Genomic DNA, 13,067 nt, shown 5'->3' with positions numbered 1-13,067 from the left:
TGCCCGGTCCTCCTGCCACGGCAATAGATATGGGTGAAGCCGCATTGGTGACAGGGTGGGCGGGAGGCTTGACTGAAACAGCGCGATGACGATTGTGGCGGGCATGAGCGTCACCATCTGGCACAACCCCAAATGCGGCACCTCGCGCAACGCGCTGGCGATGATCCGCGCCACCGGCGTCGAGCCCGAAGTCGTGCTCTATCTCGAAACCCCGCCGGCGCCCGCCGTGGTCGCCAAAGTGGCCGAAGCAGTGGGTGGGGCGCACAAGCTGCTGCGCGTGCAGGGCACGCCGGCCGCTGACCTTGGCCTCGAAGACGCAACCGACGGCGCCATATTGGCGGCGATGAAAGAGCATCCCGTCCTCATCAACCGCCCGGTGGTGATGGGGCCAGGCGGCATCGTGCTGGCGCGCCCGTCCGAGAAGGTGATGGAGGTGCTGGACGGCACGCTGCCAGACGATTTCCGCAAGGAAGACGGCAAGCCGGCCAAGCTCTAGGCCGATGCAGATTCGCGCCGCCTGCCCCGATAATGCGCCGGCGCTGGCGGCCATCTATGCGCCCGAGGTGCTGCACGGCACCGCCAGCTTCGAGACCGAGGCGCCCGATGCGACGATGATGGCGGCGCGGCTGGCGGCGGTGCAGGGGCGCGGCTGGCCCTGGCTGGTGGCGGTGCAGGGCGGCGAGGTGATCGGCTATGCCTATGCCAGCCAGTTCCGTGACCGGCCGGCCTATGCCGGCACCTGCGAGAACAGCATCTATGTGGCCGCCGCAGCGCGCGGGCGCGGGGCCGGGCGGGCGCTGCTTACTGCGCTGTTCGAGGCTGCGCGCGCGGCCGGCTTTGTCCAGATGGTGGCCGTGGTCGGCGATGCGGCGGGCAACCAGGCCTCGCTGGCGCTGCACACGGGCCTTGGTTTTGGCGAGGTCGGGCGGCTGACGGCGGTGGGGCGCAAATTCGGCCGCTGGCTCGATGTCGCCTATCTGCAGCGCGCGCTCTAATGGTCGCGAAACCAGCCGGTGATGCTGAAGCGGCCCACCGGCGCGAAGCGTGACACCATGGCGACGCAGTGCGCCATCGGCACGGTGAACAGGTTGAGCGTGTTGAAGCGCGGCAGCAGGCCCAGGGCCGTATTGCCATCGGCATCGAGAAAATTGAGCTGGCCGCCGTAATCGGGCCGCCAGTCGCGGGCGAAATTGAACACATAGGCGAGCCGGCGGCCCTCCTCGCGCACCAGATCGTCATGCTGGGTGAGAAAATGGCCGGGCGCGTAAAGCGTTGCCTGCGCATCGGCGTTGACGATGCTGGCATCGCCCGAGACGGCGCGGGCAAAATCGAGCATCGCCGGGCTGTTCAGATGTTCGAGCAGCAGATCAAGCGGATGGCCGGGCTGCCAGCGCTCATTATAAGCGCGGATCATCGGATATTGGGCATAGAGAAAGGCGAACTGGCCCTGCCGCGCTGCGGTCGCCGCTTCATGGCCGAATCTGGCGCGCACCTGCGGATCCATGGCGCGCAGTTCGGCCCCCCTCACATGCTTGCCGCCCTGCCCCGCTGCCGCCCAGGCCAGCCCCCAGTCCGTGCCGCGTGACAGCACCTCATGAATGGCCTCGGCCGAGTCGGCCGTCAGCGCACCTTGCACCTGCACCCGGCCCTGCGCCTTCAAGGCGGCGGCAATGGCCGCTGTGTCGAGCGCGGGCGACAGCGCAAACAGCGTTCGCACGGCCTAGCTCCGGTCGGGCAGCGTGCCCTTGGCGCGCTGCTCCCCGTAACGGACCGAGGCGATCTCGGCATTGGCATAGGCTTCCTGCAGCTCATGGCTCCAGTAGCGCAGCGCATCGAGCGGGATCTTCTGGCCGGTGACCGCACACAGCACATGATCGCCGCGGCTGACGATCTCATAGGAGCCGGAAAGATAGTTGAGGCGGGCCAGGCGGCCGGTGGTGAACAACATTGAAGTGCCTTTCTAGAGAAGCCGGGGCTGGCTGCCGGGCCCAAGCGGCTGGGTCTCGACCTCGCCATCGGCAAAGCGGATGGTGAGCGCACGCTGGGCGCGCGCGTCTGCCGCGCGTGGCACCAGTGCGCCGCCCGGCGCCAGCACCAGCGCATAGCCGCGCGCCAGCACCTGGTCCGGCCCCAGCGAGCCGAGCAGCCGCGCGGTGGCGGCCAGCCGCTGGGCATCAAGCTCGGCGCGGCGCACCAGCAGCCGCGGGCGCAGCCCGGCGGCCGCCAGCGCGGCCCCGGCCCTCGATATGCGCGCCGCCAGCAGCGCCGGGCGCAGCGCGCCGCCGGCCTCGGCCAGCCGCCGCCCGGCCCGCGCCCGCGCGCCCTCCAGCCCGCGCGGCAACCGCCCGGCCAGATCATCAAGACGCTGGGCGGGTAGCTCGATGAGCCGGCGCGGCGCGGGCAGTCGCGCCGCCAGCGCCCGGCTCCGCTCGGCCCTCAGCGCCATGCTGCGCGCGCTCGCCTGCGCCAGCCGGGCGCCCAGCGTGGCGATATGGGCAACGAGATCGGCGCGCACCGGCACGGCGCGCTCGGCGGCGGCCGTGGGCGTGGGCGCGCGCCAGTCAGAGGCGTAATCGATCAGCGTGGTGTCAGTCTCATGGCCCACCGCGCTGATCAGCGGGATGGTGCTGGCAGCCGCCGCGCGCACCACGCTCTCCTCGTTGAAGGCCGCCAGATCCTCGATCGAGCCGCCGCCGCGCGCCACGATGATCAGGTCCGGGCGCGGCACGGGTCCGTCCTTTTCGAGCGCGTTGAACCCCCGGATTGCCGCCGTCACCTGCGCCGCCGCCGCCTCGCCCTGCACCGCCACCGGCCAGACCAGCACATGGCGGGGAAAGCGGTCAGCCAGCCGGTGGAGAATGTCGCGGATCACGGCGCCCGTGGGCGAGGTGATGACGCCGATCACCTGCGGAATATGCGGCAGCGTTTTCTTGCGGCCAGCATCGAACAGCCCTTCGGCCGCCAGCGCCTGCCGCCGCGCCTCGACCTGGGCGAGCAGCGCGCCCACGCCTGCGGGGGCCATGCGCTCGACCACGATCTGATATTTGGAGCGGCCGGGGTAGGTGGTCAGCTTGCCGGTCACGACCACTTCCAGCCCGTCTTCCGGGCGGAAAGCGAGGGTGGCGGCGCTGCGGCTGAACATGACGATGTCGATGAGCGCGCTGTCATCCTTGAGGGCGGCATAAAGATGGCCCGAGGCCGCCCGCTTGAAGCCCGAAAGCTCGCCGCGCACCCGCACCTGGCCAAAGCTCGTCTCGACCGTGCGCTTGAGGGCGCCCGACAGCTCGCTGACCGAATATTCCGGCATGTTTTCCATTCCCCCACCGATAGGGGAGAGCGCGCCGAATAAAAAGAGCCCGCCCGCTCCTGTCCTCTTGCCCGCCCCCGTTCGCCCGTATTGCCGCTTTCGTATTGCAGCGCAGCAGGCTAGGATTGGGCATGGCGCGTGATCTTGATGTTCTGGTTCTGGGTAGCGGCGGGCGCGAGCATGCGCTGTGCTGGAAGCTGAAGCAGAGCGCGCGCGTCCGCCGCCTCGTCTGCGCGCCGGGCAATGCCGGCATCGGCGATGTCGCCGAGCGCGCCGAAACGCTGGCCATTGAAGAGCCTGCGGCCGTCGTCAACTATGCCCGTGCCGAGGGCTTCGGCCTTGTCATCATCGGCCCCGAAGGCCCGCTGGTCAGCGGCGTCTCCGATGCGCTGCGCGCCGCCGGCATCGCCGTCGTCGGCCCCAGCCAGGCCGCCGCCCGCCTCGAAGGCTCCAAGGGCTTCACCAAGGATCTCTGCGCGCGCGCCGGCATTCCCACCGCCGCCTATCGCCGCTTTGCCTCGGCCACCGAGGCGCATCACTATGTCGCCGTTCATCCGCTGCCCGTCGTCGTCAAGGCCGATGGGCTGGCGATGGGCAAGGGCGTCACCGTCGCCGATTCGAATGAGGAAGGCCTTGCCGCCCTCGCCCTCATCCAGGGCCCGGTCGTTGTCGAACAGTTCATGGAAGGCTCGGAAGCCAGCCTCTTCGTCCTCTCCGACGGCAAGACGATGCAGGTCTGGGCGACCGCGCGCGACCACAAGCGCGCCTTTGACGGGGACCGTGGCGGCAACACCGGTGGCATGGGCGCCATCACGCCTGCACCGGGCATGACCCATGAGCTGCGCGACCGCGCCGTCAAGGAGATCATCGAGCCGACACTGGCCGCCATGCGCGCCGCCGGCACGCCCTTTCAGGGCATGCTCTACGCCGGGCTGATGCTCACCCGCGACGGGCCGATGCTGATCGAATACAACGTCCGCTTCGGTGACCCCGAAACCCAGGCGATGATGCTCCGCCTCGATTGCGACCTTGGCGAGCTGCTGCTCGCCTGCGCCGAAGGCCGGCTCGAAGATGTGCCCGTGCGCTGGTCGGCCGACAGCTGCATCACCGTCGTGCTGGCCAGCAAGGGCTATCCCGAAGCCCCGCGCACCGGCACCGAGATCAAGGGTGTGGGGGCCGCCGAGGCCACCGGCGCCGTCGTCTTCCACGCCGGCACAAGGCGCGACGAAGAAGGCCGGCTGATCGCCACCGGCGGCCGCGTGCTCGCCGTCAGCGCGCGCGGCGGCACCCCCGACACGGCGCGCGAACGCGTCTATCAGGCGGTCGCCAAGATCGACTGGCCGGGCGGCTTCTTCCGCACCGATATCGGCAAATAGGAGAGGCGACAGCGCTTTTGTCGCAGCCTATGCTGCACCCATGACCGAAACCGTTGATCGCCAGACCCAATTCTCAGGCACCTCCGCCGTTCGCCCCGGACAGGAGATCGACGCCGCCCGCCTCGAGGCGTGGATGCGCGACCATGTCGAGGGCTACGCCGGCCCGCTCACCATCGAACAGTTCAAGGGCGGCCAGTCCAACCCCACCTACAAGCTGGTCACGCCCACACAGACTTACGTGCTGCGCCGCAAGCCACCCGGCGAGCTGCTGCCCTCCGCCCATGCCGTGGACCGGGAATATCGCGTCATCACCGCGCTTTACGGTCAGGGCTTCCCCGTCGCCCGCACCTTCGGCCTGTGCACCGACAATGACGTCATCGGCACCTGGTTCTACATCATGGACTGTGTCGATGGCCGCGTGATCTGGGACACCAGCTTCCCCGATGTGCCCAAAGCCGACCGCCGCGCCCATTTCGACGCCATGAACGCCACCATGGCCCAGCTCCACATGATCGACATCGAAAAGGCCGGCCTCACCGACTATGGCAAGCCCGGCAATTATTTCGCCCGGCAGATCGGCCGCTGGAGCCGCCAATATGTCGAAGACACTGACGCCGGCCGCGTGCCCGCCATGGACCGGCTGGTCGAATGGCTGCCCGACAACATCCCGCCCGGCGAGGAAGTCAGCGTCGTCCACGGCGACTATCGCTGCGACAACATGATCTTCGATGCGAAGCTGCCCAAGGTCCGCGCCGTCCTCGACTGGGAACTCTCCACACTCGGCCACCCGCTCGCCGACTTCTCCTACCATCTGATGATGTACCGCATGCCGCCCGAAACCACGACCGGGCTGGCCGGCAAGGACCTCGAAGCCCTGGGCCTCCCCTCCGAAGCCGAATATGTCGCCGCCTATTGCGCGCGCACCGGGCGGGCCGGCATCGACAATCTCGATTTCTACATCGCCTACAACCTCTTCCGCCTCGCCGGCATCGTCCACGGCATCCGCGGCCGTGTCGCCCGCGGCACCGCCACCTCCGCCCACGCCCGCAAAATGGCCGAAGGCGTGGAAGGCCTCGCCGACCTGGCCCTCGAACAGGCGCGCAAGCTGGGGGCTTGATCGGTTAGGGGTGGAAGAGCCTCCGGCGGTTAGTCAGGGCCTCCGGCGGCTGGGGCCTCAGGCCCCAGACCCCATTCGTTATTTTGGGATGGAATTGGCAGCGGCAGCGCGCGCCGCAGGCTTTTGAATGCGCGTTCCGCGCGGGCGCTGAATTCGGGCGCCTTGCCCCATGCCCATGGATGGGGTCTGGGGCCTGAGGCCCCAGCCGCCGGAGGCCCTTAGCGACCGCCGAAGGCCCTCTGCTCCCTCAATCGTCCATCGGCGGCAGCATCGAGGCCAGCACCTTGTCGACCTTGCGGCCGTCCATGTCGATCACTTCGAAGCGCCAGCCGGTATAGGCAAAGTGTTCGCCGGTTTCGGGCAGGTGCTGGAGCTGGGCGAGGACGAAGCCGGCCACGGTTTCATAGTCGCGGTCATCATCGAGGTTGAGGCCGAGGCGTTCTTCCATTTCGTCGGCGGGCAGCGAGCCGGCGAGCAGCAGCGAGCCGTCCTCGCGTTCGACGATGGCGGGTTCGTCGTCGTCGTCGGCGTCGAAGGCGAACACGCCGGCGATGGCGGCGAGCAGGTCGGCGGGGGTCAATATGCCTTCGAAATGGCCATATTCGTCGTGCACCAGTGCCATGGGGATGCTGGCCGAGCGCAGGCTGGCGAGCGCGTCGACGGCGTCGATGACGTCGGGGATGATGGGGGCGGGCCGGGCCAGCGCCGCGATATCGAGCGGCTTGCCTTCGATCAGCGCCTGCACAAGGTCGCGTGCCTGCACCACGCCGATGATGTCATCAACGGTGCCGCGCGCCACCGGCAGGCGGGTGTGCGGCGTGGCGGCAAGCCGGGCGCGAATATCGGCTTCGGGGGCATCGGCGTCGATCCAGTCCACTTCCCCGCGCGGGGTCATCACGCCGCGCACCCGCCGGTCGGCGAGGCGCATGATGCCGCTGATCATCGCCCGCTCATCGGCTTCGAGCACGCCGGCGCTTTCGGCATCCTGCATCACCGAGCGCAGTTCGGCCTCGGTGACCTTGTGGCCATTTTCGTCGGCCGGGCCGAACAGCCGCAGCACGGCGCTGGTCGAGCGGTCGAGCGCCCAGACGGCGGGTGTGGCCAGCCGCGCGACAAGCAGCATGACTGGGGCCACCAGCACGGCGATCTTCTCGGGGCTGCGCAGCGCGAACTGCTTGGGCACCAGCTCGCCGATGATGAGCGAGAGATAGGTGATGACGATGATGACAGCCGCCAGCCCGACCTCGGTCGCGGTTTCGGGGGCAAGGCCGAACCAGGCGGCCAGCCGCGCGCCCACCGGCTCGGCCAGCGTCGCGCCCGAATAGGCGCCGTTGATGACGCCGACCAGCGTGATGCCGATCTGCACGGCGGAGAGAAAGCGGCCCGAGTTTTCGGCCAAGGCCAGCGCTGTTCCGGCGGCCGTACTGCCTTCGTCGATCATCGCGCGCAAGCGCGGCTTGCGGGCCGAGACGATGGCCAGCTCCGACATGGCAAAAAAGCCGTTGAGCAGCACAAGCGCCGCGATGATGGCGGCGTCGAACCAGGGGAAGGGCGGCATCTGCTCCGAAAGTGTGGCGCGGTCGTCCGGGGACCGTGTATCATGTCTAGGCGAAAACACAGCCGCCGCGAAGAGACAAGTTGCGGCGGCCCTTTTGGGAGAATGACATGCACAAGACCTTGGCCCTTGCGGGACTTTCAGCGAGCCTCATTCTGGCGGGCTGCACCACCGACCCCAACACCGGGCAGCAGAGCGTCTCGCGCCCGGCCGCCACGGCAGCGGCGGGCGCTGGTGCCGGCGCGCTGCTCGGCGCGCTGCTTGGCGGGCGCAACAACCGCACCGAAGTGTTGATCGGCACCGGCATCGGCGCCATCGCCGGGGCGGCGGTCGGCAACTACATGGACAAGCAGGAGCGCGAGCTGCGCGCGCGCACCGCTGATACCGGCATCGAGGTCGAGCGCGAGGGCGCCGAGATCAACCTGCGCATGCCCAGCAGCCTCACCTTCGATTTCAATTCCTCCACCCTCCAGCCCGATTTCCGCCCGGCGCTCGATCAGGTGGTGACCACGCTCAAGGAATATCCCAGCACCTTCATCGACGTCTCGGGCCACACCGATGCGATCGGCTCCGAAAAGGTCAATCAGGAGCTTTCCGAGCGTCGCGCCAAGGCGGTGGCCGATTATCTCACCTATCAGGGCATCGCCTCGGCGCGCATCGCCACGCGCGGCTATGGCAAGCAGTTCCCGGTCGCCGGCAACGACAGCGAGGAAGGCCGCGCCCAGAACCGCCGCGTCGAGATCAAGCTCTCGCCGGTGACCGAGGCCGATTATCAGAGCGTCCAGCCCGCCACCAGCCAGCCCACCACGGCCCGGCCGGGCACGGCGATCAACTAGCCGCGCAGCACCGCGCCGAGCTTGCCGGCCGCCGCGATCACCTTGTCCGAAAGCGCGGTGATGTCGGCCTCGGTCAGCGTCTTGTCCTGCGGTTGCAGCGTCACCTCGATGGCAAGGCTCACCTTGCCCTCGGGCACGCCCGGCCCGGTGAACCGGTCGAACAGCCTTGTCGCCACGATCAGCGCCTTGTCGGCCCCGGCCACCGCGCGCATCAGCTGGTCAGCGGCCAGGCTGTCATCGACCAGAAAGGCGAAATCGCGCGTTAGCGGGTTGAGCGCGGGCGCGGGCGGCGCCGGCTTGCGACGCGCCGCCGGCGGCAGCGCATCAAGATAAATCTCCACCGCAGCCACCTCGGCCTTGAGGTCGAAGGCGGCGCGGGTGGCGGGATGGATCAGCCCGAAATCAGCGAGCACCGCCTTGCCCAGCGTCAGCCGCCCGGCGCGGCCGGGGTGCCACCAGCCATCGGCCGGCGGCTGCACGCTCAGCCGATCTGTCGGCACGCCGAGCGTGGCGAGTGCAGCGAGTGCGGCCGCCTTGGCGTCATAGGCATCGGGCTTTGCCGCCGCGCCGCTGCGCCAGTCCCGCGCCCGCGCCTCGCCGGCGATGATCAGCGCTGCCGCCGGCCGTTCGCCGCTGCCCAGATAGCGGGTGCCGAGCTCGAACAGTCGCACCGAGGCCTGCGCCCGGCCAAAGTTGCGCGCCGCCGCCGCCAGCAGGCCGGGCAGCAGCGAGGGCCGCATCGCCGCCATGTCGGTGCTGATCGGGTTGGCAAGCGTGTGCGCCGCCCCGCCAAAGGCTTCCGCATGCGCAGGCGGCAAAAAGCTCCAGGTGATCGCCTCATGATAGCCGCTTGCCGCCAGCGCCCGGCGCAGGCGGCGGCTCTGGCGCTGGGCCGGGGTCGCAGTGGGCGCGGCCACGCCAGCCGCACGCGGCAGCGGCACAGCCGGCACCTCGTCAAGCCCGTGCAGCCGCACCACCTCCTCGACGATATCGGCCTGTCCGTCCCAAGCCTCGTCCGCGCCGGGCTGGCCAATATCGCGCCGCCATGTCGGCACGGTGACGCGCCACACAGCGCCGGTCTCCACGCCGAAGCCCAGCCGGCCCAGAAGCTCCGCCTGCCGCGCCTCATCAATGGCAAGGCCGGCCAGCGCCAGCACCCGCGCCGGGTCATAGCTCACCACCTTGGGGGTCAGCGGCAGCGCGCCCGCTTGCGTCACCTCCGACGCCTCGCCGCCGCACAGCTCAAGGATCATCCGCGTCGCAATCTCGAGGCCGGGGCCGACAAAGCCGGGGTCCACCCCGCGCTCGAACCGCGCCCGCGCGTCCGAATTGATGCCGAGCGCGCGCCCGGTGGCGCCGATGCGCGTCGGCTCGAACCATGCCGCCTCAACAAGCACCGTCGTCGTCGTGTCGCTCACGCCCGACGCGATGTCGCCCATGATGCCGGCGATGTCATGCGCCTGCGCGTCGTCAGCAATCACCGTCATGGTCTCGTCGAGCACATAGGTCTTGCCGTTCAAGGCCTCGATCCGTTCGCCCGCGCGCGCCCGGCGCGCCGTCAGCCCGCCCTGCAGCCGGTCGACATCATAAACATGCAGCGGCCGGCCATAGGCGATGCTCATGTAATTGGTGATATCAACCAGCGCCGAAATCGGCCGCAGCCCGACCGCCGTCAGCCAGCGCTGCAGCCACGCCGGGCTGGGGCCGTTCTTCACGCCGCGAATGGTGCGCGCATGAAAAGCCGGGCAGCCCTCCGGGTCGGTGATGGCAATCGGCACCGGATTGGCAAATTGACCCGTCACCGGCGTCGTATCGGGTGCGATCAGCGTGCCCAGCCCGGCGGCGGCGAGGTCGCGCGCAACGCCGTGGATGCCCAGACATTCCTGCCGGTTGGGGGTGATGGCGATATCGATCACCGGGTCGGCCAGCCCCGCCCAATCGGCGTAGCGCGTGCCGACCGGCGCATCGGCAGGCAGGTCGAGAATGCCGTCATGGTCCTGCCCCAGCTCCAGCTCGCGCGCCGAACACATCATGCCGTGCAATTCGACGCCGCGGATCGCTGCCACCTTGAGCGTGATGCCCAACCCCGGCACATGCGCGCCCGGCGGGCCAAACACACCCTTCATGCCGGCCCGCGCATTGGGCGCGCCGCACACCACCGGCACCGGGCCGGCCCCGGCATCGACGCTCAGCAGCTGCAGCTTGTCGGCCTGCGGATGCGGCGCCGCACTCAGCACCTCGGCAATCACAAACGGCGCCAACGCCTGCGAGGGGTCGTCCACGCCCTCCACCTCAAGGCCAAGCCTTGTCAGCGCGTCGGTGATCTCCTCCAGCGTGGCGCGCGTGTCGAGATGCGCCTTCAGCCATGACAGGGCAAACTTCATGGCCGCGCTCCCGCCGAAATGGAGGGAATGTCGAGCGCGGCAAAGCCATTGGCACTTAGCCAGCGCAGGTCGCCATCGAAAAAGGCGCGCAGGTCGGTGAGCCCATATTTCAGCATCGCCAGCCGGTCGACGCCGGTGCCAAAGGCAAAGCCCTGCCACACCGCCGGGTCCAGCCCGCAGGCCGCCAGCACGCGCGGATGCACCATGCCCGAGCCGAGCACTTCCAGCCATTTGTCCACGTCCGCGCCCGCCGCCGGCCGGCCGGTCTTGCTCGAATAGCCGACATCGACCTCGACCGACGGCTCGGTGAAGGGAAAATAGCTGGGCCGGAACCTCAGCGCCACGTCATCGACTTCGAAAAACGCCTTGATGAAGGTCTCCAGCGTCCAGCGCAGATGCGCCAGCGTAATGCCCTTGTCGATCACCAGCCCCTCGATCTGGTGGAACATCGGCGTGTGGGTGGCATCGGAATCGGAGCGATAGACCCGCCCCGGCGCAATGATGCGAATCGGCGGCTCCTGCGCCATCATGGTGCGGATCTGGACCGGCGACGTATGCGTGCGCAGCACCCGCTTGCGGCCCTCGCCGTCCAGCCCCTCCACATAAAAGGTGTCGTGCATGGCGCGCGCCGGATGATGCTCCGGGATGTTGAGCGCGGTAAAATTGTGCCAGTCGTCCTCGATCTCCGGGCCATCGGCGACCGCAAAGCCCATGTCGGCGAAAATCTCCGCCAGCTCGTCCATCACCTGAGAGACCGGATGCACGCTGCCCATCGGTGGCAGGCTCACCGGCAGCGTCATGTCCTGCCGCTCGGCCGCCAGCTTCGCATCGAGCGCGGCGGCCTCCAGCGCCGCCTTGCGCGCCGCCAGTGCTGCGCTCACCGCTTCACGCAGACCATTGAAAGCCGGCCCGCTCACCGCGCGCTCGTCGGGCGACAGGCCGCCCAGTGTCTTCAGCAGCGCGGTCACGCTGCCCTGCTTGCCAAGGGCTGCCACGCGCACGGCCTCGATGGCGTCAAGACTGTCGGCAGCTGCGATCCGGCTGAGCAGATCGGCCTGAAGCTCGGTGATGTCGGTCATGCGCGGGGCCTAATCGCTGGCGCTGAAAAAGGCAAAGGGCGCGACACCTTCACAGTGCCGCGCCCCTTGATGTCTTGCCGGTGCCCGGCCTCAGGCCGCGACGGGCTTGGCGTCGAGCGCGGCCTGCACCTTGGCGACGATCGCCTTGAAGCTGTCCGGCTCGTTCATGGCGATATCGGCCAGCACCTTGCGGTCGAGCGCCAGGTCGGTGAGCGACAGACCGTGCATGAACACGCCGTAGGTCAGCCCTTCCTCGCGCACGGCGGCGTTGATCCGCTGGATCCAGAGCGCGCGGAAGTTGCGCTTCTTCACCTTGCGGTCGCGATAGGCATATTGGCCGGCCTTTTCGACCGCCTGCCGCGCGATGCGGATGGTGTTCTTGCGACGGCCATAAAAGCCCTTCGCCTGTTCCAGAATCCGCTTGTGCTTGGCCTTGGTGGTGACACCCCGTTTGATGCGCATGGCGTGTCCTCCTTACTTCAGGCCGTACGGCGCCCAGGCATGCACCCGGGGCGTATCGGCATCGGACAGCACGGAGGTGCCGCGATTCTGGCGGATATACTTGGAATTATGGCTGATCAGCCGGTGGCGCTTGCCAGCCACACCATGCTTGATCTTGCCAGTGGCGGTGATCTTGAAGCGCTTCTTCACACCGCTCTTGGTCTTGAGTTTGGGCATTTCGGTCTCCTTATGGACGCATCCTTGAACAGCCACGGCAGCCCATTCAGCCGGGCCGTTCGGTCATGCGGAAGGCGCGCCATAGACGCTGCCGCCCCAAAGCGCAAGCCGCACGCCGCTTTCTAAAGGCCCTATGCTCTCCCGGGCGTCGCTGAAAGCTGGCCGACATTGATGCCAAGCCCGGCAAAGGCCTGCTCCCAGCGCGCCTCAACCGGCGTGTCGAAGATCAGCCGCGTGTCGCCCGGCGCCTGTTGCCAGCCATGGCTCGCCATCTCGCTTTCCAGCTGCCCCGGCCCCCAGCCCGTATAGCCCAGCGTCGAGAGCCAGCGCGACGGCCCCTTGCCCGCCGCAATGTCGCGCAGCACATCAAGCGTCGCCGTCAGCCCCCATTTCATGCCGACCATGATCGTGCTCTCGCCCTCATAGTCCGGGCTGTGCAACACAAAGCCGCGCGACGGCTCCACCGGCCCGCCGTTCAGCACTGGCCGCTCGGGCGTTGCCTGCGGGTCGATCTCCAAGGTGCGCATCAGCTCGGGCACCGAAAGCCCCGGCATCGGCTGGTTCACCACCAGCCCGAGCGCGCCATTCTCGTCATGCACGCACATGGCGATCACCACCCGGGCGAATCGCGGATCGGCCATGCCGGGCATCGACAGCAGCAATTGGCCGCTGAGGAAGGGGGGCTCGAAGTCCGGAACGTACCATGGCAGCATGATGACAGACCCGGCCGCCGGC

General features: G+C 68.6%; 14 protein-coding genes. 5 read left to right on the top strand and 9 right to left on the bottom strand.

Annotated features, from left to right (window positions below; all coding sequences use genetic code 11):
- The first annotated feature begins 85 nt into the window (after positions 1 to 85).
- Both arsC and ACMVO5_RS13120 read left to right on the top strand, forming a co-directional pair.
- Positions 86 to 496 carry an arsenate reductase (glutaredoxin) gene (arsC, locus tag ACMVO5_RS13125; RefSeq protein WP_416907939.1) on the top strand — a complete coding sequence of 137 codons (411 nt, stop codon included), beginning with the start codon at positions 86 to 88 and terminating at the stop codon, positions 494 to 496.
- 4 nt (positions 497 to 500) lie between these two features.
- Positions 501 to 995, top strand: coding sequence for a GNAT family N-acetyltransferase (locus ACMVO5_RS13120; RefSeq protein WP_416907938.1), 495 nt, complete (start codon positions 501 to 503; stop codon positions 993 to 995).
- Here ACMVO5_RS13120 and ACMVO5_RS13115 read toward each other — a convergent pair.
- Genes ACMVO5_RS13115 through xseA form a run of 3 tightly spaced genes read right to left on the bottom strand, consistent with a single transcriptional unit; the run spans position 992 to position 3,316 of the window.
- Positions 992 to 1,717 (bottom strand): 2OG-Fe(II) oxygenase, encoded by a 726-nt coding sequence (locus tag ACMVO5_RS13115; protein WP_416907937.1) that lies wholly within the window; start codon positions 1,715 to 1,717, stop codon positions 992 to 994. The genes ACMVO5_RS13120 and ACMVO5_RS13115 overlap by 4 nt on opposite strands.
- Positions 1,718 to 1,720: 3 nt before the next feature.
- Complete coding sequence (locus ACMVO5_RS13110) at positions 1,721 to 1,948, bottom strand: DUF2093 domain-containing protein (protein WP_416907936.1); 228 nt, start codon at positions 1,946 to 1,948, stop codon at positions 1,721 to 1,723.
- Between the two features lie 12 nt (positions 1,949 to 1,960).
- Positions 1,961 to 3,316 carry an exodeoxyribonuclease VII large subunit gene (xseA, locus tag ACMVO5_RS13105; protein WP_416907935.1) on the bottom strand — a complete coding sequence of 452 codons (1,356 nt, stop codon included), beginning with the start codon at positions 3,314 to 3,316 and terminating at the stop codon, positions 1,961 to 1,963.
- 122 nt (positions 3,317 to 3,438) lie between these two features.
- Here xseA and purD point away from each other — a divergent pair, with 122 nt between their 5' ends.
- Positions 3,439 to 4,683 (top strand): phosphoribosylamine--glycine ligase, encoded by a 1,245-nt coding sequence (gene purD, locus ACMVO5_RS13100; RefSeq protein ID WP_416907934.1) that lies wholly within the window; start codon positions 3,439 to 3,441, stop codon positions 4,681 to 4,683.
- A 40-nt stretch (positions 4,684 to 4,723) separates the two neighbouring features.
- Positions 4,724 to 5,800 carry a phosphotransferase family protein gene (locus ACMVO5_RS13095; protein ID WP_416907933.1) on the top strand — a complete coding sequence of 359 codons (1,077 nt, stop codon included), beginning with the start codon at positions 4,724 to 4,726 and terminating at the stop codon, positions 5,798 to 5,800.
- Positions 5,801 to 6,047: 247 nt separating this feature from the next.
- Here ACMVO5_RS13095 and ACMVO5_RS13090 read toward each other — a convergent pair whose 3' ends face one another.
- A complete protein-coding gene (locus tag ACMVO5_RS13090; protein WP_416907932.1) occupies positions 6,048 to 7,358 on the bottom strand; it encodes a hemolysin family protein in 1,311 nt (436 codons plus the stop codon).
- Positions 7,359 to 7,465: 107 nt separating this feature from the next.
- On the opposite strand from ACMVO5_RS13090, the gene ACMVO5_RS13085 reads away from it, so the two are divergent.
- Entirely contained in the window at positions 7,466 to 8,191 is a 726-nt protein-coding gene (locus ACMVO5_RS13085) for an OmpA family protein (protein ID WP_416907931.1), read from the top strand.
- On the opposite strand, the gene pheT is transcribed toward ACMVO5_RS13085, so the two are convergent.
- The 5 genes from pheT to ACMVO5_RS13060 all read right to left on the bottom strand — a co-directional run bounded on the left by pheT (position 8,188) and on the right by ACMVO5_RS13060 (position 13,045).
- Complete coding sequence (pheT, locus tag ACMVO5_RS13080) at positions 8,188 to 10,575, bottom strand: phenylalanine--tRNA ligase subunit beta (RefSeq protein ID WP_416907930.1); 2,388 nt, start codon at positions 10,573 to 10,575, stop codon at positions 8,188 to 8,190. The genes ACMVO5_RS13085 and pheT overlap by 4 nt on opposite strands.
- Positions 10,572 to 11,654, bottom strand: coding sequence for a phenylalanine--tRNA ligase subunit alpha (gene pheS, locus ACMVO5_RS13075; RefSeq protein WP_416907929.1), 1,083 nt, complete (start codon positions 11,652 to 11,654; stop codon positions 10,572 to 10,574). Before pheS ends, pheT begins: the two co-directional genes overlap by 4 nt.
- Before the next feature lie 90 nt (positions 11,655 to 11,744).
- Positions 11,745 to 12,116, bottom strand: a complete 372-nt coding sequence (rplT, locus tag ACMVO5_RS13070) for a 50S ribosomal protein L20 (RefSeq protein WP_416907928.1) — start codon at positions 12,114 to 12,116, stop codon at positions 11,745 to 11,747.
- Between the two features lie 12 nt (positions 12,117 to 12,128).
- Entirely contained in the window at positions 12,129 to 12,332 is a 204-nt protein-coding gene (rpmI, locus tag ACMVO5_RS13065; RefSeq protein WP_416907927.1) for a 50S ribosomal protein L35, read from the bottom strand.
- 131 nt (positions 12,333 to 12,463) lie between these two features.
- Complete coding sequence (locus ACMVO5_RS13060; protein ID WP_416907926.1) at positions 12,464 to 13,045, bottom strand: YqgE/AlgH family protein; 582 nt, start codon at positions 13,043 to 13,045, stop codon at positions 12,464 to 12,466.
- Between the last annotated feature and the right edge of the window lie 22 nt (positions 13,046 to 13,067).

This window comes from Polymorphobacter sp. (genome assembly GCF_048007885.1).
Lineage (GTDB): Bacteria > Pseudomonadota > Alphaproteobacteria > Sphingomonadales > Sphingomonadaceae > Sandarakinorhabdus.
The sequence above is the reverse complement of the archived record's forward strand: the minus strand, read 5'-3'. Positions and strand labels throughout refer to the sequence as shown.